Origin of the sequence: Rhodococcus sp. Leaf278, assembly GCF_001426085.1 — a bacterium.
Classification (GTDB): domain Bacteria; phylum Actinomycetota; class Actinomycetes; order Mycobacteriales; family Mycobacteriaceae; genus Rhodococcoides.
Map to the genome: position 1 here is coordinate 109007 of NZ_LMRR01000041.1, position 21943 is coordinate 130949.

17 protein-coding genes are annotated in these 21943 nt (G+C 65.0%); 11 read left to right on the forward strand and 6 right to left on the reverse strand.

What is annotated here, in order from left to right; all coding sequences use genetic code 11:
- Window positions 1-14 precede the first annotated feature (14 nt).
- Window positions 15-695, reverse strand: coding sequence for a hypothetical protein (locus ASG84_RS20930; RefSeq protein ID WP_057478915.1), 681 nt, complete (start codon window positions 693-695; stop codon window positions 15-17).
- A 555-nt stretch (window positions 696-1250) separates the two neighbouring features.
- On the opposite strand from ASG84_RS20930, the gene ASG84_RS20935 reads away from it, so the two are divergent.
- From ASG84_RS20935 to ASG84_RS20945, 3 genes are all read left to right on the forward strand, one after another.
- Complete coding sequence (locus ASG84_RS20935) at window positions 1251-4547, forward strand: (Fe-S)-binding protein (RefSeq protein WP_057478916.1); 3297 nt, start codon at window positions 1251-1253, stop codon at window positions 4545-4547.
- 168 nt (window positions 4548-4715) lie between these two features.
- Window positions 4716-5636 (forward strand): type IV toxin-antitoxin system AbiEi family antitoxin domain-containing protein, encoded by a 921-nt coding sequence (locus ASG84_RS20940; RefSeq protein ID WP_057478917.1) that lies wholly within the window; start codon window positions 4716-4718, stop codon window positions 5634-5636.
- A 162-nt stretch (window positions 5637-5798) separates the two neighbouring features.
- Window positions 5799-6068 carry a hypothetical protein gene (locus tag ASG84_RS20945; RefSeq protein WP_156399642.1) on the forward strand — a complete coding sequence of 90 codons (270 nt, stop codon included), beginning with the start codon at window positions 5799-5801 and terminating at the stop codon, window positions 6066-6068.
- On the opposite strand, the gene ASG84_RS20950 is transcribed toward ASG84_RS20945, so the two are convergent.
- A complete protein-coding gene (locus tag ASG84_RS20950) occupies window positions 6061-7974 on the reverse strand; it encodes a dipeptidyl-peptidase 5 (RefSeq protein ID WP_057479068.1) in 1914 nt (637 codons plus the stop codon). The two genes, ASG84_RS20945 and ASG84_RS20950, sit on opposite strands and share 8 nt — an antisense overlap.
- Window positions 7975-8075: 101 nt before the next feature.
- Between ASG84_RS20950 and ASG84_RS20955 the strand changes: the two genes are divergently transcribed.
- A complete protein-coding gene (locus ASG84_RS20955) occupies window positions 8076-8303 on the forward strand; it encodes a DUF3263 domain-containing protein (RefSeq protein ID WP_057478919.1) in 228 nt (75 codons plus the stop codon).
- Window positions 8304-8306: 3 nt separating this feature from the next.
- Here the strand turns inward: ASG84_RS20955 and ASG84_RS20960 are convergent, their stop codons facing one another.
- Window positions 8307-9011, reverse strand: a complete 705-nt coding sequence (locus tag ASG84_RS20960) for an SOS response-associated peptidase (protein ID WP_057478920.1) — start codon at window positions 9009-9011, stop codon at window positions 8307-8309.
- A 100-nt stretch (window positions 9012-9111) separates the two neighbouring features.
- Here ASG84_RS20960 and ASG84_RS20965 point away from each other — a divergent pair, with 100 nt between their 5' ends.
- Entirely contained in the window at window positions 9112-10362 is a 1251-nt protein-coding gene (locus ASG84_RS20965) for a pyridoxal phosphate-dependent aminotransferase (protein WP_057478921.1), read from the forward strand.
- A gap of 229 nt (window positions 10363-10591) precedes the next feature.
- Window positions 10592-11959 carry a YibE/F family protein gene (locus ASG84_RS20970; RefSeq protein WP_057478922.1) on the forward strand — a complete coding sequence of 456 codons (1368 nt, stop codon included), beginning with the start codon at window positions 10592-10594 and terminating at the stop codon, window positions 11957-11959.
- An 82-nt stretch (window positions 11960-12041) separates the two neighbouring features.
- Here ASG84_RS20970 and ald read toward each other — a convergent pair whose 3' ends face one another.
- Complete coding sequence (ald, locus tag ASG84_RS20975) at window positions 12042-13124, reverse strand: alanine dehydrogenase (RefSeq protein ID WP_032376195.1); 1083 nt, start codon at window positions 13122-13124, stop codon at window positions 12042-12044.
- Window positions 13125-13240: 116 nt separating this feature from the next.
- Here ald and ASG84_RS20980 point away from each other — a divergent pair, with 116 nt between their 5' ends.
- A complete protein-coding gene (locus ASG84_RS20980; RefSeq protein ID WP_057478923.1) occupies window positions 13241-13765 on the forward strand; it encodes an Lrp/AsnC family transcriptional regulator in 525 nt (174 codons plus the stop codon).
- Window positions 13766-13771: 6 nt separating this feature from the next.
- On the opposite strand, the gene ASG84_RS28350 is transcribed toward ASG84_RS20980, so the two are convergent.
- Window positions 13772-15895, reverse strand: a complete 2124-nt coding sequence (locus ASG84_RS28350; protein WP_235581766.1) for an Hsp70 family protein — start codon at window positions 15893-15895, stop codon at window positions 13772-13774.
- 173 nt (window positions 15896-16068) lie between these two features.
- Complete coding sequence (locus ASG84_RS20990; RefSeq protein ID WP_156399643.1) at window positions 16069-17514, reverse strand: hypothetical protein; 1446 nt, start codon at window positions 17512-17514, stop codon at window positions 16069-16071.
- A gap of 250 nt (window positions 17515-17764) precedes the next feature.
- On the opposite strand from ASG84_RS20990, the gene ASG84_RS20995 reads away from it, so the two are divergent.
- Genes ASG84_RS20995 through ASG84_RS21010 form a run of 4 tightly spaced genes read left to right on the forward strand, consistent with a single transcriptional unit; the run spans window position 17765 to window position 21939 of the window.
- Complete coding sequence (locus ASG84_RS20995; protein WP_057478926.1) at window positions 17765-18022, forward strand: acyl carrier protein; 258 nt, start codon at window positions 17765-17767, stop codon at window positions 18020-18022.
- Window positions 18023-18026: 4 nt separating this feature from the next.
- Window positions 18027-19181 (forward strand): acyl-CoA dehydrogenase family protein, encoded by a 1155-nt coding sequence (locus tag ASG84_RS21000; protein ID WP_057478927.1) that lies wholly within the window; start codon window positions 18027-18029, stop codon window positions 19179-19181.
- Window positions 19181-20128 carry an amino acid--[acyl-carrier-protein] ligase gene (locus ASG84_RS21005; protein WP_057478928.1) on the forward strand — a complete coding sequence of 316 codons (948 nt, stop codon included), beginning with the start codon at window positions 19181-19183 and terminating at the stop codon, window positions 20126-20128. The genes ASG84_RS21000 and ASG84_RS21005 overlap by 1 nt, the downstream gene beginning before the upstream one ends.
- 41 nt (window positions 20129-20169) lie before the next feature.
- Window positions 20170-21939, forward strand: a complete 1770-nt coding sequence (locus ASG84_RS21010) for a hypothetical protein (RefSeq protein ID WP_235581767.1) — start codon at window positions 20170-20172, stop codon at window positions 21937-21939.
- The last annotated feature ends 4 nt before the right edge of the window (window positions 21940-21943 follow it).

Here is a 21943-nt window from a genome sequence, read left to right on the forward strand (position 1 = left end):
GTGTGGGACGTTGCTTACTTGGCGTACACCGTGGTGCCGGGTGCCGCGTTCAGCGTGTTGATCAAGTCGATGCCGGCGATCACAAGGGTCGGGCCGCCGACTGCGATCGTGCCGATCACAGCGCCAACAGTAGCGAAAGCGCCGATTGCGGGTATGGCCAGGATGCAAGCAGTCGTGGCGCAAGCAAGAGCCCCGCCCGTGATGCCGCCGACTACTGCACCGATCGCAGTACCGGTGAATCCACCGATTGCTGACGCGAGCCCGAGCTGGGACTGGAAGTTCTCTTGCGCCGCGAGGTTTTCCTCAGGCGATGCGACGGTCGTCGCACCGATGCTGCGTGAGTTCGCCGACGCCTTCGTGAAGTCGAGGTTCGGGATCAGGCGCAGGGTCTTGCCGTTGTCATCGACGTTCTGCTCGTACGGGAAGTTCAGTCCGCCGAGGTTGAACGAGAGCGGGAGGGTGACGAGGGTCTTGTCGGCGGCGTCGAGGACGTCGACCGTCTTGCCGTCGTCGGCAACCTTGAAGACGCCCGCATCGATGGTGGTGACGATGGTGCGGTCTTCCAGATCGACGGTGTAGTTGGTGTCGCCGGGGGCCGCCTGCTCAGTGGGGCCCTGTGCGTAGGCGGTACCGCTGGCCAAGCCCATCGCCACTGCGACGAAGGCCGAGGTAACGACCAGTTTGCTGAGTTTCATGTGGAGTTCTGTTCCGTTTCTGTGATGTGCACGCTCTGCGGGACCAGGTCCGCTCGAGCTCAAAGCCACCCCGATGACCCTTTTGCGACGTTCGATGCGCCCGAAGTGTAGCGCACAAACCGGACCGTTCGTTGTCCTTTTGCAACTGTCCCGACGCCTATCAGTTATCAACTGTCACAAACATATTGAGTTTCTGCAGCACACAGAGTTGCAGTGCGTCAACATGCGGCGAAAATGCCATCCGAACGGTCGACTGCCGGGCCCGCTACTGCGGCGCACTCGATAGTGCAGAGGACAAGTAAGGACTGCCTTCTCGACAACCCCACCAGGCCATACGCCTAACGTGATCCACGAGACAACCTACCGACGAGTTCAGCCCACCCGTCGGATGGCCTCATTTCGACGCCCACCAGCGTCGCTTGCCGGAACGATGCTAAGTTACCCATCAGTACAGTCAATTAGCTACCGACGAGTAACATTGGCTGTCGTACAGTTCGACGGGCTCGAACCAGCGGTAGCTTTTCCAGCCACCACCCCACAGCGAAAGGCCGCGACATGAACGCCCTGACGATCACGTTGGGCACAGTCGGTGCTCTGCTCAGCCTCGTGTGTTGGTACGCCTTCATTCGTGGGGCCCTGCGCATGTTCAACATCGTGCGGCTGGGTCAGCCGGCACCCGACCGTTGGCGACCGATCGTCCCCCGCTTCAAGCAGATGGTGATCGAGTTCGCGGCCCACACCAAGATGGTCAAGTTCCGCACCGTCGGCTGGGCGCACTGGCTCGTCATGATCGGTTTCATGGTCGGATCGGTGTTCTGGTTCGAGGCCTACGGCCAGACGTTCAACCCCGAGTTCCATTGGCCCATCGTCGGCGACACCGCCGTCTATCACCTGATGGACGAGATTCTCGGGCTCGGCACCGTCATCGGCATCGTCACGCTGATCGTCATTCGCCAGCTCAACCACCCGCGTAAGCCCGAGCGCCAGTCGCGCTTCGCCGGCTCCGGGTTCAAGGCCGCCTACTTCGTCGAGGCCGTCGTGCTCATCGAGGGCCTGGGCATGGTGTTCGTCAAGGCGGGCAAGATCGCCACCTACGGAGACGCGAACCCGTACACCGACTTCTTCACGATGCGCCTCGCCGAGCTGCTGCCGGCCAACTCCAACATGGTCTCGATCTTCGCTCTGATCAAGTTGATGTCCGGCATGATCTGGCTCTACATCGTGGGCACCCGCATCAACTGGGGCGTCGCGTGGCACCGTTTCACGGCCTTCCCCAACATCTACTTCAAGCGCATGGACGACGGCACCGTCGCCCTCGGACCGGCCAAGCCGATGATGTCCGGCGGCAAGGTCCTCGAGATGGAAGAGGCCGACCCCGACGTCGACGCGTTCGGCGCAGGCAAGATCGAGGACTTCAGCTGGAAGGGCTGGCTCGACTTCACCACGTGCACCGAGTGCGGCCGCTGCCAGTCGCAGTGCCCCGCCTGGAACACCGGCAAGCCCCTCTCCCCCAAGCTGCTGATCATGTCGCTGCGCGACCACAGCCACGCCAAGGCCCCGTACCTGCTGGCCGGCGGCAAGAAGGACATGGCCGGCGACGAGGTCGGACTCGTCGATGCAGAAGGCAACGTCGACCAGAAGGCGCTCGACGCCATTCCGCAGGCCGCTCGGGACGAGGCCGATCGCAAGCTCGTCGCCGACGCCATCGAAGGCGGCATCATCGATCCCGAGGTGCTGTGGAGCTGCACCACCTGTGGTGCCTGCGTCGAGCAGTGCCCGGTGGACATCGAGCACGTCGACCACATCATCGACATGCGCCGCTACCAGGTGTTGATCGAGTCCGAGTTCCCGTCCGAGCTCGCAGGTCTGTTCAAGAACCTGGAGAACAAGGGCAACCCGTGGGGCCAGAACTCCAAGGACCGGCTCAACTGGATCAACGAGATGGACTTCGACATCCCGGTCTTCGGCAAGGACGCCGATTCGTTCCAGGACTACGAGTACCTCTTCTGGGTCGGCTGCGCCGGTGCCTACGAGGACCGGGCGAAGAAGACCACCAAGGCCGTCGCCGAGCTGCTCGCCACTGCAGGCGTGAAGTTCATGGTGCTCGGTGCCGACGAGACCTGCACCGGCGACTCCGCTCGCCGCGCGGGCAACGAGTTCCTGTTCCAGCAGCTCGCGATGCAGAACATCGAAACGATCAACAACGTGTTCGACGGCGTGGAGCAGAAGAAGCGCAAGATCGTCGTCACCTGTGCGCACTGCTTCAACGCCCTCGGTAACGAGTACCCGCAGGTCGGCGGCGACTACGACGTGGTCCACCACACGCAGCTGCTCAACCGCCTCGTGCGGCAGAAGAAGCTTATTCCGGTGGCCTCGGTCAGCCAGGACATCACGTACCACGATCCGTGCTACCTCGGCCGTCACAACAAGGTGTACGACGCTCCGCGTGAGCTGATGGCTGCGTCGGGCTCCAACCTCAAGGAGATGCCGCGTCACGGTGAGCGGTCCATGTGCTGTGGTGCCGGTGGCGCTCGCATGTGGATGGAAGAGAACATCGGCAAGCGCATCAACATCGACCGGGTCGACGAGGCGCTCGCGACCAACCCGAAGAAGATCGCCACGGGCTGCCCGTTCTGCCGCGTCATGCTCACCGACGGTGTCACCGCACGGCAGGAAGGCGGCGCGCACGAGGGTGTCGAGGTCGTCGACGTCGCGCAGCTGATGCTCGAGTCGATCACCCGCGTCGAGTCCTCGGTACTGGCCGAGAACATCAAGGTCATCCCCCGCGAGCGGACAGCGGAGGAGGAGCTCGAGACCGAGAAGGCGATGGAGGTCGAAGAGGCCGAGCGCATCGCACCCGTCGAGGAGCCTGCCGAGGCGAAGACCGCTCCCGCAGCTCCCGCTCCGAAGGCCGGCGGCGGACTGAAGATGAAGGGTCTGGCCAAGGCACCGGGCGCGAAGGCACCGGGTTCGGCTGGAGCGACCGACACGGCCGACACTGCCGAAGCCGAGGCAGCACCGAAGCCCAAGGGTCTCGGCATGGCCGGAGGCAAGGCACCCGGCGGCAAGGGTCTGCAGATGAAGGGCAAGGCTCCCGGCGCGAAGGCAGCTGCCCCTGCGCCTGCCGACGCTCCTGCTGAAGCTCCGTCTGCGGAGACCACCGAGGCCTCGGAATCGACTCCGTCCGTCAAGCCCAAGGGTCTGGCCGTGAAGTCGGGCTTCAAGAAGCCGGGAGCCAAGGCACCAGGAAATCCCGCCGAAGCTGCTCCGACTGCTGCTCCGGAGGCTGTCAGCGAATCTTCGGAATCAAGCGCTGCGGCAAGCGAATCCAAGCCGACCGTCCAGCCGAAGGGCCTGGCCGTGAAGTCCGGATTCAAGAAGCCGGGAGCGAAGACTGCGAGTGCCCCTGCTGCAACAGCTCCGGCTGCCGAGGCACCTGCCAGCGAAGCACCTGCTGCCGAGGCCCCGACTTCGGAGGCGCCCGCTGCCGCAGAATCCAAGCCGACCGTCCAGCCCAAGGGTCTGGCCGTGAAGTCCGGATTCAAGAAGCCAGGCGCACGGACACCGGGTGCGACTGCCGCTGCACCTGCCGCGCCGGAGAAGGCAGAGCCCGAGAAGGCCGAGCCGACACCGGAACCCGAAGCACCGAAGGCCGAAGCACCAGCGACCGAGGCACCGGCAGCTGAGACACCGGCTGCCGAGGCGACGGAAGCGGAGGCACCGAAGGCGGAAGCGTCGGACACTGCGGCCGATGCGACGTCCAACGGTTCGGATGATCGGACTCCGCCCAAGCCGAAGGCCGGTGGACTCGGATTCGCTCCGGGAGCCAAGGTTCCGGGTCGCCGGAAGTAACCTCACACCCTTTTTACCGACTGCGCGCCCCTGTTCACGTCAGAGCAGGGGCGCGCGGTCGTCAATAGGGGTGTGAGGTCCCGCCCCGGTTTATCCACAGGCGACGAGTTATCCACAATCCGGCACACGGGGCTTGTCCAAAGCGATTGCGCTGGAGAGCATTCCTTAATGACCCGCATCGTCTCGCGATCCGACGCTCTCTCCCGTGGTACCTCTGATGCCGAATTGCAGCGCTACTGCCGAACGCGAGCGTGGCGTCGACTGCGACCCGGGCGGTTCGTCAGCCGGTCGCAATTCGACTCGCTCACAGCGGAAGAGAAGCACCGCGTCATCGCCGAGGCTGTGTTCGACGCGGCCACGGCACCCGACGCAGTCGTCAGTCATGTGAGCGCAGCCGTCTTTCATGGTCTCGATGTGTGGAATGCCGATCTGAGCCGAGTGCACATCACCCGCAACCGTGCCCGTGGCGGTGGGCGCAGCAGTGGTCTCCGGAGACTGCACACGTCTCCTTACTCCGACGCGGACGTCGTCGACATCGATGGTGTGCGGGTCACGGCTTTGGCGCGAACCATCGCCGATTGCGCTCGGACACTCCCCTTCGAGACGGCAGTCTGTATTGCAGACGTCGCCGCGCGAACCCGGGGCCTGACCGTCGAACAGGTTGTCAAAGCACTGGATTCGTGTCCGAACCACCCGGGGAACCGAAAGGCACACACCGTCGCGAAGTTCATGGACGGCAGGTCCGAGAGTGTCGGAGAATCGCGCGCCCGGGTGTTGCTGCACAACCTGGGGTACACCCCACAGCTGCAAGTGACGATCACAGATGCCCGCGGATTCGTCGGGCGCGTGGATTTCGATCTGCCGGACATCGAGACCGTCCTCGAATTCGACGGCAAGGTGAAGTACGGACGCTACGTGCCGGAAGGACAGTCTGCGGCAGACGTGGTGTGGGAGGAGAAGCGTCGCGAGGATCGCATTCGTGGGAACGGACGCCAGGTTGTACGAATCGCCTGGGCGGACCTCGACAGTCCCGAATTGGTCGAACGGATGATCCGCGAGGCTGCCGAGCGCGCCCGACACCGTAAGTGAGCGCCCCTTTTACCGACTGCGCGCCCCCGCTCGCGTCAGAGCAGGGGCGCGCAGTCTGCAAAAAGGGTGTGAGCTTCCTTGCCACACCCCCGCGACGTGGACGAATCGGGCATCGTGAGTATGGTCGGAATCGCACGGCGTACCCGACGAGTAGGAGCAGGCATGACCGACGACGCGGACAAGCTCTGGCGACGCTACGACGAGTGGTGGTCGGCGCTGACCCCCGACGACCGAGCGCATGTCGAGAAGTGTTGCGAGTCCGGCCGGACCGACGAGCGCCTGTGTACCCTCATCCGCGAACACGACGGCCCGTCGAAGGCCGCGTTCGAGGCAGGCAGCAAGTTGTCCGAAGGCAACAGCAAGTACTGCGCCATCCCCAGCGCGCTGCTCGAGTTTCTCGAGGCGAAGCGCGCACACCCACCACTCAGCTAGCGGGACGCCACAGCTCCAGCTCGGGGATTCCGGGCGGCGTGAATCCCATGACCTGGCCGTAGAAGGACAGTTCGGACTCTCGTGCGTTCACCTGAGTTTCGAGTTTGCGGAACCCATGCGATTCACCTGCGTAGGCGAGGTAAGCGTGAGGTATCCCCTTCTCCACCATGGCATCTCGGAATCTCTCGGCCTGTGATAGCGGCACGATCGGGTCGTCCAATCCCTGCAGCAACAGCACCGGGCAGGACAGTCCGTCGACGTTGTTGACCGGTGCGCGGGTGCGGTACAGGTCGATGGCCTCGGGTAACGGTCCGATGAGCCCGTCGATGTAACGGGATTCGAAGTCGTGGGTCTCCGCGACGAACAGCTCGAGCTCAGCGACACCGAAGTAGGAAGCCCCACAGGCGAATACATCCGACGACGTCAGCGCCGCCAGCACTGTCCAACCGCCTGCGGAGCCGCCTTCGATGGCCAACCGGCGGGGGTCGGCAAGACCGCTGTCGGCGAGCCCTTGCACCGCGGCAATGGTGTCTTCCACGTCGACGACGCCCCACTGCCCGCGCAGACGATTGCGGTACTCGCGGCCGTATCCGCTCGACCCGCCGTAGTTCACGTCGACGACGCCGATGCCCCGACTGGTGAAGTACGCGAACAGCGGGTTCAGCGCGGGTGCCACGTGCGCCGTCGGACCGCCATGAACGAACGCGACGTACGGCGGGAGTTCGCCGTCGAGCCCCTCGTAGGCCGGGTTGCGCGGCGCATAGGCGATGGCGTGCACCTCACGATCAGGTCCGTGGAACGTCACCTGACGCCCCTCCGGCAGATACGCAGCATCGGGGACGGACTCGAAACCCGAACGGACAGGGGTGAGTTCACGAGTTCCGAGATCGAGTGCGAACAGTCCGCCCGCCACTTGTGCCCCACCGCCTTTGATCAACACTGTCGATCCGCGGCGCCCACCGAGACCTACCGACGTCACACCGTCGAGCGCGATGTCGTCCAGCGCGCCGGATAAAGGGTCGAGCACTGCGAGGGTGTCGGTACCGACGGTCCGCACGGTCAGCAGCTTTCCGTCGTCGAGCACCTCGTACCAACTGGATCCGAGTCGCCACAGTGGAGCACCGAAATCGGCATCGAGGGTCAGCAGAGGTGAAAGCGCTCCATCGAGCGTCGCCGAATACAGGTTCCACCAACCACTTCGGTCGCTGATGACGTACAGCGACCGGTCGTCGATCCACTCCGGCTGCATCACCGATTCCTCGGTCGAACCCAGCAGGACCGTCCAGGACGTGGGATCGGACAGCGATGCCACACGCAATTCCGTTCCATCCCAAGGCATTTGCGGGTGATTCCATGCGATCCAGGCGATGTGGGTGCCGTCGGGCGACAGGCGCGGGAACGCGAGAAAGTCCGATCCCGCCACCAACGAGCGCACCCCGCCACCGCTCAGGTCGATCGCCACGATGTCTCTCGATACCGCTCCGGCGTCGTGCATCTCGCGGACTGCGATGACGTCGTTACCGACTACCGAAAGTTCGGCGTACCGGATGCTCGACGCCACAGCCGGTTTCGGGGTCAGCGGCACAGGTGCGCCGCCCGGGGTGAGTCGATAGACGCGTTGATCGGAGAACCCGGCGAACACCAGGTCGCCGTCCGCTGTCGCGGTCCAAGCCCCTCCGCCGTATTCGTGGACTCGGGTGCGGGCGTTGAACGGTGCGGGCAGAATCGGCTGCACTTCTCCGTCGACGTAGCGGCAGACAGCCGTCCGGCCCTGTTCGGCCGGTCTCAATTCCGACCACCAGATTTCGCCTCCCACGTAGCGACCGCCCTCGACGGGATGGCCCGCGGACGAGAGGTCCGCTGCGGTGATGGGCGAGGGCCAGGATCCGAAGGCGAGTGCAGTCACGATCTCCACCCTAGTGAACTGACGTGGCTGTAACGCGGTGTTCACCGGCCCTTCAACAGTGACCCGGATGATGGAACACAAGTACCAGTAGGGGGAACACCATGCGCCGGACCACTACCCAATCGGTGGACCACGAAATTCTGACATTCGGCCGAACCTGGCAGGGCTACGGCGGCGGCAGCGACGAGGACATCTACGTCGCATTCGGCGTCGACGCACGTACCTACTTCGAGCGCTTGCGTCGTATTCTCGACTCGCCGGTGGCCGAGGAGCTGTCCCCCGACGAGCGGTCCGCAATTCTCGAGATCTGCCGGGCGAGACTCACCTGATCGTTACACCGGCGTCAACAGCTCCGGGCTGTTGTTCTTGACGCTGTTCACCGCCGTACTCACCTCGTAGGGCTCCAGACGTGGTTCGGGAATTGCCGCCAACATCTCCTGCACCGCCCCCAGGTCGGTCACGGTCGGATCGAGCCAGCTCGCGCGGAGATCCGGTGGCAGCACGACTGGCGAGCGATCGTGAATGTGACCGAGCGCGTCGGCTGCAGGCGAGGTCAGCACCGTGACCGACCAGACCCACCTGTTCTCGTCGTCCTCGGCCTTGGTGGGATCTCGCCAGAGTTCGTACAAACCTGCCATCGCGAGCACGCCTTCCGTGTGAAGGAAGTAGGGCACCTTTGCGCCGTCGCGCTTCTCCCACTCGTAGTACCCGTCGGCGGGCACGATGCAGCGTCGACGGCTCGCGGCCTTCTTGAACGACGGCTTCTCGGTGATGGTCTCCGACCTGGCGTTGATCAGCCGGGAACCGATTTTCGCGTCCTTTGCCCAGGAGGGGATCAGACCCCAGCGCACCGACCGCAGTTGCCGCACCGCGTCGGACTCCGGTTCGTCCTTGGGGGCGCGTTGAAGCACCGTCCGCACCGTCTGTGTCGGGGCGACGTTGTACGACGGCGGCACCTCCTCGCCCACCGTTTCGGCGATGTCGAACACCGCCTGCAGGTCGCTGTCACTCCGGGTACTGGCATACCGTCCGCACATAGCCCGATTGTTGCACTCGCCACCGACAACCCGGCCGAAACAACTTCTCGCGAAACAACCTCGTGGAAATCGAGACCGCCCGCCTGGCACGATGTGACGGGTGACCACTCCGCAGATCAACTCCCAGCCGCGTTATCGCACGTTGCAGCAGTCCACCAAGCTGCAGAACGTGCTGTACGAGATCCGCGGACCGGTACACGCCCACGCCGCTCGACTCGAAGCCGAGGGGCACCGAATCCTCAAGCTCAACATCGGTAATCCGGCTCCGTTCGGCTTCGAGGCTCCGGATGTGATCGTGCGAGACATGATCGCCGCACTGCCCGTCGCCCAGGGCTACTCGGAGTCGAAGGGAATCCTGTCGGCGCGACGTGCCATCGTCACGCGCTACGAGCTCGAACCAGGCTTCCCCGAGCTCGACGTCGACGACATCTATCTCGGTAACGGGGTGTCCGAGCTCATCACGATGACGATGCAGGCGTTGCTCGACGACGGTGACGAGGTGCTGATCCCAGCCCCGGACTACCCACTCTGGACGGCGATGACGACGCTGTCGGGTGGCAAGGCCGTGCACTACATCTGCGACGAGGAGAACGGCTGGAATCCCGATCTGGCCGACATCGAGTCGAAGATCACTCCGAAGACCGTCGCGCTGCTGGTGATCAACCCCAACAACCCGACCGGTGCGGTGTACTCGAAGGAAGTTCTGCAGGGCATCGTCGATCTGGCCCGCAAGTATCAGTTGCTGCTACTGGCCGACGAGATCTACGACCGGATCCTCTACGACGACGCCCAGCACATCTCCCTGGCGAGCCTGGCTCCCGATCTGTTGTGCCTGACGTACAACGGACTGTCCAAGGCGTATCGAGTGGCCGGCTACCGCGCGGGGTGGCTGGCGATCACCGGGCCGAAGAAGCACGCAGCGGGATTCATCGAAGGCATCGACCTTCTCGCGTCGACGCGATTGTGCCCCAATGTTCCTGCGCAGCATGCCATTCAGGTCGCACTCGGCGGCTATCAGAGCATCGAGGATCTGATCCTGCCCGGCGGACGACTGCTCGAGCAGCGCGACGTCGCGTGGGAGAAACTCAACGCGATCCACGGCGTCTCGTGCGTCAAACCTCGGGGCGCGTTGTACGCGTTTCCGCGACTGGACCCCGAAGTACACGAGATCTACGACGACGAAAAGCTGGTGCAGGATCTTCTGCTGCAGGAGAAAATCCTCGTCGTTCAGGGCACCGGCTTCAACTGGCCCGGCCACGATCACATCCGCATCGTGACTCTGCCCTGGGCGCGTGACCTGGCCGTGGCGATCGAAAGGTTCGGCAACTTTCTCGCGTCCTACAAGCAGTGACGACAAAAGTTACGCGCGAGTAGTTGAAAGTGACGCAAAAAACTCGGGTGGGAGCGCGCCCTGCGGCCGAATGGTCTGTAGATTGGCGGACGGCACTTCGGTGCCCGCGAGCCCTGGTCGGCCCCTCCCCCCCGGGTCGGTCAGGTGGTGGCGGGGGACGCCCCCCCTGCTCCCCGCCACCGAGCTCCTCGCATCGGCCACCGAGATGGCCCCGTACTAGCCTTGCACCGTGGAACCACAAGGCAATCATCCCGACGGCACCAGGCCGGGCCTCGACTCCCATGTGGGCCACGGACACGGGCACGGACACAGCGACAGTCCAGCGCCGCTCGGCCCGGTAGCCGCCAAGGTCGTCATCGGACTGCTCGTCGCCATCGGCATAGCCGTCATCGCCGGGGCCTTCGCGCTCTGGCCGAGCAAACAGAGCGTCGACATCCCGCTGCCGTTCCAGACCTCCGGCGGAGGTGCTGTGTCCACCGAGGCGGGCACCATCACCTCGCAGAGCATCGGTCCCTGCGGAAGCCCCGACGCCGGCCGAGCGTTCACCGGCAACCCGACCCCAGCGGTCAACGACTCGTACGAATGTCAGCGCAGCATCGTCGACATCACGACGGGCGAAGACGCGGGCAAGCGGACGGTACTCGAGATCGCACCGGGTCCCGGCCAACCGACGCTGAGCGCAGGCGAGGACATCCGGATGGTGTTGCAGACCGACCCGTCCGGTGGGGTTCGATACTCGTTCAACGACTACTCCCGCGGGCTTCCGCTGGGGTTGATCGTCGGCGTGTTCGCCGTGGTCATCTGCGTCGTCGCTCGCTGGCGGGGATTCCGCGCACTGGTCGGCCTGCTCATCGCGTTCGCCGTGCTGGTGGTGTTCATGCTGCCGGCTCTGCTCGACGGCGCGCCCGCCATTCCGGTCGCCCTCGTCGCCGGTGCGGTGATCCTCTATGCCGTGCTGTATCTGGCGCACGGGGTCAATCTGCGCACCAGCTCGGCGCTACTGGGCACATTGACCTCGATGGGCCTGGCCGCAGTCCTGTCGTACATCGCAATTCGGATGACGCACCTGACCGGGTTGTCGGAGGAACAGAACACCGCCGTGCAGACGTACATCGGCAACGTCAGTGTCACCGGCCTGCTGTTGGCCGGTTTCATCATCGGCTCGCTCGGTGTACTCAACGACGTGACGATCACTCAAGCGTCGGCAGCCTTCGAGTTGGCATCGGTGGACGAGACGGCGTCGCGGCGCGAGATCTTCACCGCCGCGATGCGAGTGGGCCGCGATCACATCGCCAGTACCGTCTACACCCTCGTCCTCGCCTACGCCGGTGGCGCGCTGCCACTCCTACTGCTCTTCAGCGTCGCCGACCGGTCGATCCAGGACGTGTTGACCGGCGACGCCGTGTCGATCGAAATCGTCCGATCCTCCGTGGGCGGTGTAGCCCTCGCCCTGTCGGTGCCCCTCACCACGGCGATCGCCGTGCTGCTGGCCCGGCCGATCACCTCGTCTCGACCGGCCGACTCGTCCAAGAAAGGCGCGCCGTCAAGGGCACCCAAGCCCACGCGCTCGCGGGGCTCGGGTCGCCACAGTGCGTAGAGCGGCTGCGCCGCACGTGCACGAAAGTTCGTAGCGGACTACGAAGTTCTGCTCACATGCGGCGCAGCCGCTCACCCGCTCCTCAGGCGAATGCAGCTGCGACGGTCTCCGACAGCAGGGCACCGTTGTGCGTGCTCAGTCCCGCCTTCAGACCCGCGTCTGCCTCGCAGGCAGCTTCCCAACCCTTGTCGGCGAGTGCGACGACGTACGGCAGGGTGGCGTTGGTGAGAGCGTAGGTGGACGTGCGCGGAACGGCTCCGGGCATGTTGGCGACGCAGTAGAACACCGACTCGTGCACCTTGTATGTGGGATCGGCATGGGTGGTGGCATGCGAATCCTCGAAGCAGCCGCCCTGATCGATGGCGATGTCGACCAGAACCGAACCCGGCTTCATACGCTGAACCAGGCTGTTGGATACCAACTTCGGAGCTTTGGCTCCGGGTACCAACACCGCACCGATGACGAGATCGGCCGCGAGAACGGCCTGTTCGAGTTCGTACGCATTCGACACCAGAGTCTTGACGGCGCCGCGGTACTGATCGTCGATGGCACGCAGAGCCTTCACATCGAGATCGAGAACGGTGACGTCGGCGTGCATACCGAAAGCGATTGCGGTGGCATTCTTTCCGGACACACCGGCACCGATGACCACGACATTGGCGGGACGCACTCCGGGCACTCCGCCCATGAGAACCCCACGTCCACCTTCACTGGACATCAGGTGGTATGCACCGGCCTGGGGCGCGAGGCGTCCGGCAACTTCACTCATCGGCGCGAGTAGCGGCAGCGAACCGTCTGCGGCAGTGACTGTTTCGTAGGCAATGGCGGTGGTCCCCGAGTCCAGCAGCGCGTCGGTGCAGGCCTTGGACGCTGCGAGATGCAGGTAGGTGAACAGCACCTGCCCCTTACGGAGGCGTGAATACTCCTCGGCGATAGGTTCTTTGACCTTCAGCAGCAGCTCGGCCGTTTCCCAGACCTCGGCCGCATCGGTGAGGATCTGTGCACCCGCGGCTTTGTAGTCGGTGTCGGTGAACGACGATCCGGCTCCTGCCTCGGTTTCGATGATCACTTCGTGTCCTCGCGAGACCAGTTCGTGCACGCCTGCCGGAGTGATGGCCACCCGGTATTCGTGGTTCTTGATCTCGCGTGGAATTCCGATCTTCATGGCGGCCTCCTCGGTGGTGGGTGACGTGAAGCCGTGGCTTCATCCGTGTAGGGCAACTATGAATTATCTACGGAATAGCCGCAACGGAAGTGAATATAATTCTGTAGCCTGGTCAGATGGTGAGTAATAGTTCGTTCGAGACGGGTGGCGTGGGGTCCCAGCCGAAGGATGTTCGGCCGATTCCGCTGGACCGAATCGATCACATCCTGCTCGACGAGCTCCGCCGCGACGCCCGCACACCCAACAACGCGCTTGCTGCCGCGGCCGGTGTCGCTCCGTCCACCGCACTGGCCCGGGTCCGCGCCCTCGTCGATCGTGGTGTCATCCGCGGCTTCCACGCCGACATCGATCCCGAGGCCCTCGGCCAAGGGATCCAAGCCATGATCTCGGTGCGGCTACAAGCAGATGCTCGACGGCGGATCAGCGAATTCGGATCGAAGATCGCCTCTCGAAAAGAAACCCTGAACATCTACTTCATTGCCGGTGCCGACGACTTCCTGGTGCACGTGGCAACCGTCGACACCGCCACGCTCCGCGATTTCGTCGTCGAAAATCTCAGTGCCGACCCTGCCGTCGCAGCGACCGAGACAATCCTGATCTTCGAGCACATCAGGCCGCGAAATACTCACGGCGAGAGTTGAATCGAGTCAGGGGGCGGGCGGAGCGATCGGCGGGAACCCGGGCAGAGTGAAGTCCGGGAACGCCGGGAACAGCGGCGGCTGCTGCTGCGTCGTTGTCGGTGGAACGGACTCGACTGGTGGCGGCGGAGCGGGCTCGGCCGTGGTCGTCGTCGGCTCCGGAGTGACTGGCTCCTGAGTGACCGGCTCCTGGTAGACCTCGGTCTCGGGCGGCACGGTGGTCGGTTCGACGGTGGTCACCGGCGCGGGAGGCGGCAACACCGGAGCAGGTATCACCGACGTGGGCGGAACGGTCGTCGCGGCCGGGGCCTGAGTCTGAGTGCGACTCACCGACGTGTCGACCACTTGCGGCGTGTTCTGGTGGGTGAGCATGAAACCGGACACGCCGACTACTGCGGCAAGGCCGAGGGCGAGCACACCACCGGTGCGAAGCTTGCGTCGAGCACGGGTTCGATCGTCCTCACCGTCGTCGTCGTCGTAGTCGGCGTCGAGCCAGTAGATGTTCTTCAGCTGGAAAGGAACCGGCTTACCGTCGTCGTCGTCGGTCGTCTCGGTATCGACTTGTTTCTCGGGAACCTGCGTAACACTCTGTGCCGCGACAGTTTCCGCTACGTCCGAGTCGTGGACTGCGCCTTCGACGGTGCCATCGCCGGCATCCGTGCTCAATGCAACGACCTCCCCGTCGACCTGCGCCCCCTGCACGTGGTCGTCGAGAACATCATCCGTCACGGCCGGAGGCGACTCCGGCTCGACAGCAAGAGAATGGGAAGAATCGACAACGGAATCGGTGAATCTCAAGGATTCGAACCCGCCGGCCGCGTTCGTGGCGTCGACCGACGTGGTGTCCACCGGAACCTCGACCGACGTGGTGTCCACCGGAACCTCGACCGACGTGGTGTCCACCGGAGCCTCGGCCGATGTGCCGGCGATCGGAGCCGCCGCGACCCAGGGACGGGCGGGGACCGGACGCGTTGTGGAAGGCACCGGAGCCGACGCCGACGGTGCAGCGTGCAGCGACTCGGTGCGGGCCGGAATCGGCCGCACGGGGGCGGCCGTAGGTAGAGGTGGTTTCGGGGGCCGAGGGTTCGCCACACGCGACTGCGGCGGACGCGGCGGCGCAGGTCGGTGCTGAGGGGTCGGCGCAGATGTCGGTGTCGAGTCCACGCGAGTTACGGGGTCGACGAGGGCTGCCGGTTGCGGTGCCACCCGCCGGTTCGCGTCGGGATTGCGTCCCGGAGCGGTTCGAGAGCGCGAGTGCGGTCGCGCGGTCAGAGCAGCGCCACGCGCTGCGACGGTCTCCGGCTCGGTCGGCACGATCGACGGCAGTTCCAGCAGCGGTCCGACGCGATTCTGCACGATCGGCATCCGTGCGCCTCCGCCGATCAGCACAACGGCATCGATGGGCACGTTCGCCCCGATCAACACGTCGCGCGCGAACTCGACGGCCTCCTCGAGCAGATCGGTGATCAGCAGCTCGAAATTCTCGCGCGAGAGCAGAATCATCCCGCTCGCATCGGGCAGGCACACCGCATCCTGAGTGGACAGGCGTTCCTTGGCGATTCGGCAGCGCTTCTCGAACAGTGCGATGTCCGGGTCCGTCATCTTCTTGCCGAGACGCTCGAGTTGGTTGTTGCGGACATAGGCGTCGAGCAGGTCGCCGCTGTATGCACCCGACCGCTGCGAGGCGGTGACGGTCCGCTGTACCAGGTCGACGACGCTGACCGTCAGTCCGGAACTACCGAGATCGAACAACGCGACCGATCTGTAGTCGCGGGCCTCGCCGGTGGCTGCCAGGTACTCGACGACGGCTTCCACCTCGTGCACCAGGTGGTAGTTGTGCAGATGGGCACCGGCGAGCGCGGCATGCAGCGCATCTGCCTGCCGAGGGTCGCGGTAGGCGACACCGGTGGCGAGTTCGGGCTCGGTTTCCACGGCCGCACCGATCGATTCGGCGGCCAGATGCGGGAGATCGCCGCCCACGCTGTCGATGAGCTCGTTACGGAAGAACAGTGGCCGCTCGATGTCGGTGACCAGGCCGGACGCGTCGCCGACAGGAGCCTGGAACTGCTCGGCTCGGGGCTGCGCCGTACGCACAGCCCGGGTCCCCATGGACACCCCAAGCAGCACAGTCACGGTTGTCGGCCTCACTTCGTTCGGCAGTAGCGGCGGACGCGGTACACCTCGTCCAGAGCGCCAGGCTACCGCCTCGACCGAAACTACGGGGCGCGCGCCCCAGAAGCAGCCGAGGCGGTATGCCGCAGAAGCGGTCGCGCTGCCCGTTCCAGCATCCCGCCCGGCCCTGCGGTCTATTCCGGCAGTTCCGTATCGACGACAGGTTGGTACAGCTGGCCGTCGTAGGTGAAGGCTCGCTCGTACAGATCGGCGTCCGACAGGCGAACCGGCCCCTGGACGGGCAGCTCGGCCGGCCCAGTAGCTGCATCCTCGGCCGGCCCGGCAGCGTCGGCGAGGGCGGCAGCGAACCCCGCATCGACGGGAATCTGCTCGTCGATGAGCGGAGTGGGTGCCGGAGTGTTTCCGCGAGTGAACACCAGACCTGCCACCGCGACGATCACCAGGGCGACCGCCGCCAGAACCGACGCGTCGCGCACCGACCATCTCGCCGTGCGCCGCGTCGGCTGGGTGACGACACCGGGTTCGAGAACGTCGGGTTCGAGAACGTCGGGCTCCGCAACCGCGGGCGCGACCACCGCGGGCGCGATTGTCGAGGAGTCGGCAGCCGTGTCGAACACGGTCGAGGTGATCGCCAGTTCTTCGGTGGCGAGCTGATCGACGGTCAGGCCGTCGACCGTCCACTCGTCGACCGCACCGAAATCCGTGGTCCCGGGCGCATCGAGAAGCTCGGACGCGTCGTCGGGCACCGTGACAAGTCCCACATCGGAATCCAGAACACCGGCGTCCAGAACATCGGCGTCCAGAACATCCGTGCCGACAGCGGCCTCGAGAACGGGCCTCTCGTCGAGTGCTGCCCCCTTGGCGATGGCCATCGCCGGCGCGTCGGGCACATAGACCGGGACACTCCACTTGTCCTCGATGATGGTGCGCACCGCGGGGATGCCTGCACCGCCGCCGATGAGCAGTACCGCGTCGGGAGCCTGCTTGGATGCCCAGTCCAGGGCGTCGGTTACGAGCGGGGTGATCTCGCGCTCGAATTCCTTGCGGCTGAGCAACATCGGGCCGCGGTTCGGTGCCCGGACACCCGCCGACGAACTGACGAGTTCCTTGAGTTCGCGGAAGAAGCTTTGATATTCCGCGTCGCCCTCCGGGCCGACCGGTGCAGGCAGGATGCCTTTGGCCATCACGATGCCGCGGACCACCTCGTCGAAGCGATCGCCGCTGATGTCGACGGTACGTGCGGTCCATTCGACGTAGTCGCCGGCGACGTCGAGTGCGGTGGCCGACAGCCCCTTCTTGCCCAGGTCCACCACCAGCACGTAGTCCTTGTCGGCCAATTCCGGAACTGTGCGGGCGTAGGCCATCAGGGCCTGAGATTCCTCGACCATGCGGGCGTTGGGGACCGTTCGGTCGTCCAGCGTGTCGAGAAGCGCCGTGACGGCTGCGGTATCCCATCCGGCAAGCACGATGTCCTCGAACGGGCCGTGGTCGACCAGCTTGCCGGGCAGCACGTCGTGCGCGCCCACTGCGTCTATGGAGTCCTCGACGCGGCGTCCGTCCGCGATGTACGCGATGCGCACGGCACCGGTACCCACGGACACACCGCAGACTCCACTCATCGACAAGACAATCCTTTGCGCATTGCGATTCGGTACCCGATCGGCACCCTCACGAGCCCCCGCTCCACTCGAAGTGTACGGCGGTCCCGAGGACCGATGCGGGCATCGAACTAACGCTACTAAACAATCTAGGATATTGTTTGAATGGGTCTGGGGAGACTTTGGGTCGAAAAGGCGCACAGCCAGCGGACCTGGAGACGACTACGAGGCCGTCCGGTCTCGTGGTTAACGCGATCGGTGGAGGTTTTCGATGCAGACGCTCAATGCTCAGGACGTGGTTCGGGTGCGAACCGTTCTGGAGAAATTCGGAAAGCTGCCCGTCCCCGTGGAGAGCATCGACGAAGCCGCCGATCTCTACGACAGCGGCCTGACCTCGCACGCGAGCGTCAACGTGATGATCGCCCTCGAGGACGAGTTCGACGTCGAATTTCCCGACACCATGCTGCAGAAGTCGACGTTCGGCAGCATCAACGCGATCGCCGCGGCCATCGCCCAGCTGACGGACTGAGGCCATGACCACCGTCTACGAGAGCTCGATCGACCAGTCGATGACCGACGTGCTGGCCGTTCTGCGGACCTATGCCGACGAAGTAGATCGCGATGCCCGCTTCCCCACCGAATCGGTGGAGGCGCTGCGCGACGCCGGGCTGCTCGGTGTCGGGATTCCGCGTGAGTTCGGCGGTGGCGGGGCAACCCTGACAGACATCGCCCGCATCTCGCGTGCCCTCGGCTCCGAGTGCGCCTCGACGGCAATGATCTTCGTCATGCACCAGTCGCAGGTGCTCAGCATCGTCCGCCACGGCAAGTCCGACGCCATGGCAGACCTACAGCGACGAATTGTGACCGATCGCATCCTGGTGGCCTCCGCCACTACCGAGATCAACATCGGCGGCGACGTCCGCTCGAGCAGTTGTGCGGTGGAGTACGACGGCGAGCGGATCACCCTGAGCAAGAACGCGCCCGTCATCTCGTACGGCGAGTACGCGCAGATCGTGCTGGCGACGGCGCGCCGCAGCGTCGACAGCCCGCCGAGCGACCAGGTCCTCGTGGTGTGCGAGAAGCCCGACGTGACGCTCGAGAAGACCGGCACCTGGGACACCCTCGGATTCCGCGGCACCTGCAGCCCCGGCTTCATGTTGGCCGCGCGCACGACGACGTCGAACATTCTGGGCGACAACTACGGCGACATCTCCGCGCAGACCATGCTTCCGGTGGCACACGTGCTGTGGGGATCGGCCTGGCTCGGCATCGCCGACGCCGCCGTGACCAAGGCACGCAAATTCGTCCAGAAGGCCGCGCGCAAGACACCGGGAACACCGCCGCCGAGCGCACTGCGCCTGGCGGAGTTGATGGTGGTGCACGAGCAGCTGGTGGACACGGTGTTCGGCGCAGCTGCGAAGTTCGAGGCCGTCGCAGACAGCCCGGCCGAGCTCGGTGCCATCGGTTTTGCGCTCAAGATCAACAACGTCAAGGTCACCGCGTCGACGCTCGTCATCGACATTGTCGGCAAGGCCCTGCAGATCTGTGGCATCGCCGGCTATCGACAGGGCGGCGAGCTCAGCATCGGCCGTCACCTTCGCGACGCGCACGGGTCCGCAATCATGGTGAGCAACGAGCGCATCCTCGGCCACAACTCGCAGCTCTCCCTCGTCTACAAGGGAAAATGATGACCACCACACATTCCGCACCTGAGACCGACATCAGCGAACTCGACTCCGCCCGAGCATCTTTCCGCGCCGAGCTCATCGACGCGGGACTGCTGGTACCCAGCTCGATTCCCGGACTGTATGGGCGCAGCGGCGAATTCGAGGACATCATCGAATTCATCGATTCGCGTGTCGTCGCGGCCGGAGCAGCCGAGCACGGCTACCAGGCCAAGCGATTCCGATTCGCTCCGGTCTTCCCCCGAGAGGCCTTCGAGCGCACCGACTACATCGCGTCGTTCCCCAATCTCACCGGTGCCATCAACACGTTCGAGGGCGACAACAAGGCCCACGCCGCGTTGTTGGCGGAGAGATCCGACGGCAAGGACTGGGATCACTTTCTGCATTCCGCCGGAACCATGTTGGTCTCGGCCGCCTGCCACCCGTCGTACTCGATGCTCACCGGAACACTGCCCGCCGACGGTGCCCTGATGGACATCTACGGCTTCTGCTTCCGGCACGAGCCGGCAGTCGATCCGGCTCGGATGCAAGCGTTTCGGATGCACGAGTTCGTCCGCGTCGGCACCCCCGACGAGGCGATCGAACACCGCGAACGGTGGGTGCCGCGCGGCCTGCAGGTGTTGGCCGATCTGGGGCTCGAAGCCGAGGCGGTCATCGCAAACGATCCGTTCTTCGGGCGCGCCGGGCGCATGCTCGCCGCCAACCAGCGCAACGAGAACCTCAAGACCGAGTTGGTCGTCAAGCTCTACGGCGATCTGGACGACGGCACCGCGGTCGTGTCGTGCAACTGCCACCGAGACCACTTCGGCCACACCTTCGACATCGCCACTGTCGACGGCGAACCGGCTCACAGTGCATGCGTCGGGTTCGGTATGGAACGCATCGCGCTGGCGATGCTCCGCACCCACGGACTCGATCGTTCCGCGTGGCCGGCCGCACTGCGCCCCTGATCGATTCCGCTTCACCCGTGTACGTGTAAGGACCAATTGAAGTGAACAGTTCCCGCACCGCTCCTCGGCGCATCGGCTCCGTTCCCGCCGAGTCCTCGCGTACCCCGGGCGGCAAGTATTCGACGTGGTTCGGCCCGTCCGATTCGCCTCTGTTCGGTACCGTCCACGTGCCGACCGGCGGCCGGGCGCGCGGAGGCGTCGTCCTGTGCCCGCCGCTCGGCAAGGAGCAGGTGGATTCGTACCGGGGCATGACTCTGCTCGCGCAGAAGCTCTGTGCGCAGGGACTTCTGGTGTTGCGCTTCGACTATCGCGGCACCGGCGATTCGTGGGGTGAGCAGGATGCGCCCGGCGCGGTCGGTCACTGGCAGCGCAGCGTCGTCGACGCCGTCGCCTACGTGCGCGGTTGCGGTGTGGGCGAGGTCGGTCTGGTCGGCCTCCGTATGGGTGCACTGCTGGCGTGCTCGGTAGCCGCCGAGTGTGGGCCACTGACCGCGTTGACCCTCTGGGATCCGGTTGTCCGCGGCCGGTCGTATCTGCACGAGCAGCGCGCCCTGTATTCGGTCAGCGTGACCACCGATTCCGACGCCGATCCTCGTGTGTCGATCATCGGCGCTGCGCTGCATCCCGATTCGGCTGCAGACTTCGCGGCGCTCGACGCCACCAAGGCGACGACCGAGGCACCGGTACTGGTCGCCACCCGCGCCGAGCGAGGTGACTCCAAGCCGGTACGCACACTCGTCGACGCACTGTCCGCAGACGAGCACACGCTGTCCGGTCACGACGACTTTCTCGAGCCGAGCGACTTCGAGGTCATCATCCCGGCCGCCGACATCGCGTCTCTCGCCACCTGGACGGCGGCGAAGTTCCCGAGCCGAACCGCCTACGACGTCGAGGTGCCGCGTCGGACGCGTTCACTGGTCGACGGAATCGACGAAAGCATCGAGTTCCTCGGCGCGCAAGAGCTTTTCGCAATTCGTTCCAGCTCGGATCGATGCCTACCCGGTGGTCCGACCGTGGTGTTCTACCCCACGGCGAACGAGCACCGCGTGGGTCCGGTGCGTATGTGGGTGGAACTTGCCCGGCTTCTCCCCCGGTTCGGAGTCTCCACGGTGCGTTTCGATCGGCGTGGCACCGGTGAGTCCGGTGTCGTCGCCGACGGGGAGGTGACTCGCCTCTACAGCCCCGAAGGAAACGAGGACGCCCTCACCGCCGTCCAGCAGTCGGGGGCCTCCCCCGACAACATCCTGGTGTCCGGAATGTGCTCGGGCTCCTGGTATTCCAGCTTTGCTGCGCGCGAAATGGGAGTGCGATCGGCAGTACTTCTCAACACGCTGGACTGGACCACTCGTCGACTCGAGTTCGTCAAACGCTCCTCGATGCACACCGAGGAGACCGGACTGCGGGCACGCGCACTCGATCGACTCCACCACTGGGGCGTGGCCACCAAGAATGCACTGCAGCCGCGGATTCCCTATGCCCTCTGGATCTGGCTCGGACGCCGCGGACTGATTCAGGTTCCCGAGATCTCGTTGCGGCTCCTGAGCGATCGGGAGGTGCAGACGCGGGTGCTGCTCTCCCCCACGGACGCCACCTGGTTCGAGACCAACCGGGGTCCGGAAGGCATGCGCCGGTTGCAGCGTCGAGCGTCGGTGCCCACTGTCACGTCGTTCGAGTCCGGTGATCACTCGCTCTACGGCCGCGATCTACGCGAGAACGTCCGAGCCGAACTGATTGCTGCCACCTCCGCCGCGTTCGACATCGAGATCTCCGCGCCGTCGCCGCCTGTCGCAGTGGGGCGGGTGCGACTGTGAAGCA

Coding starts and splice junctions, on each gene's coding strand:
- ASG84_RS20955 (WP_057478919.1), top strand. CDS start 8,076: ATGCGCCGGACCACTACCCAATCGGTGGACCACGAAATTCTGACATTC.
- ASG84_RS20930 (WP_057478915.1), bottom strand. CDS start 695: ATGAAACTCAGCAAACTGGTCGTTACCTCGGCCTTCGTCGCAGTGGCG.
- ASG84_RS20935 (WP_057478916.1), top strand. CDS start 1,251: ATGAACGCCCTGACGATCACGTTGGGCACAGTCGGTGCTCTGCTCAGC.
- ASG84_RS20940 (WP_057478917.1), top strand. CDS start 4,716: ATGACCCGCATCGTCTCGCGATCCGACGCTCTCTCCCGTGGTACCTCT.
- ASG84_RS20945 (WP_156399642.1), top strand. CDS start 5,799: ATGACCGACGACGCGGACAAGCTCTGGCGACGCTACGACGAGTGGTGG.
- ASG84_RS20960 (WP_057478920.1), bottom strand. CDS start 9,011: ATGTGCGGACGGTATGCCAGTACCCGGAGTGACAGCGACCTGCAGGCG.
- ASG84_RS21005 (WP_057478928.1), top strand. CDS start 19,181: ATGACCACCACACATTCCGCACCTGAGACCGACATCAGCGAACTCGAC.
- ASG84_RS20990 (WP_156399643.1), bottom strand. CDS start 17,514: ATGAGTGGAGTCTGCGGTGTGTCCGTGGGTACCGGTGCCGTGCGCATC.
- ASG84_RS20980 (WP_057478923.1), top strand. CDS start 13,241: ATGGTGAGTAATAGTTCGTTCGAGACGGGTGGCGTGGGGTCCCAGCCG.
- ASG84_RS20995 (WP_057478926.1), top strand. CDS start 17,765: ATGCAGACGCTCAATGCTCAGGACGTGGTTCGGGTGCGAACCGTTCTG.
- ASG84_RS21000 (WP_057478927.1), top strand. CDS start 18,027: ATGACCACCGTCTACGAGAGCTCGATCGACCAGTCGATGACCGACGTG.
- ald (WP_032376195.1), bottom strand. CDS start 13,124: ATGAAGATCGGAATTCCACGCGAGATCAAGAACCACGAATACCGGGTG.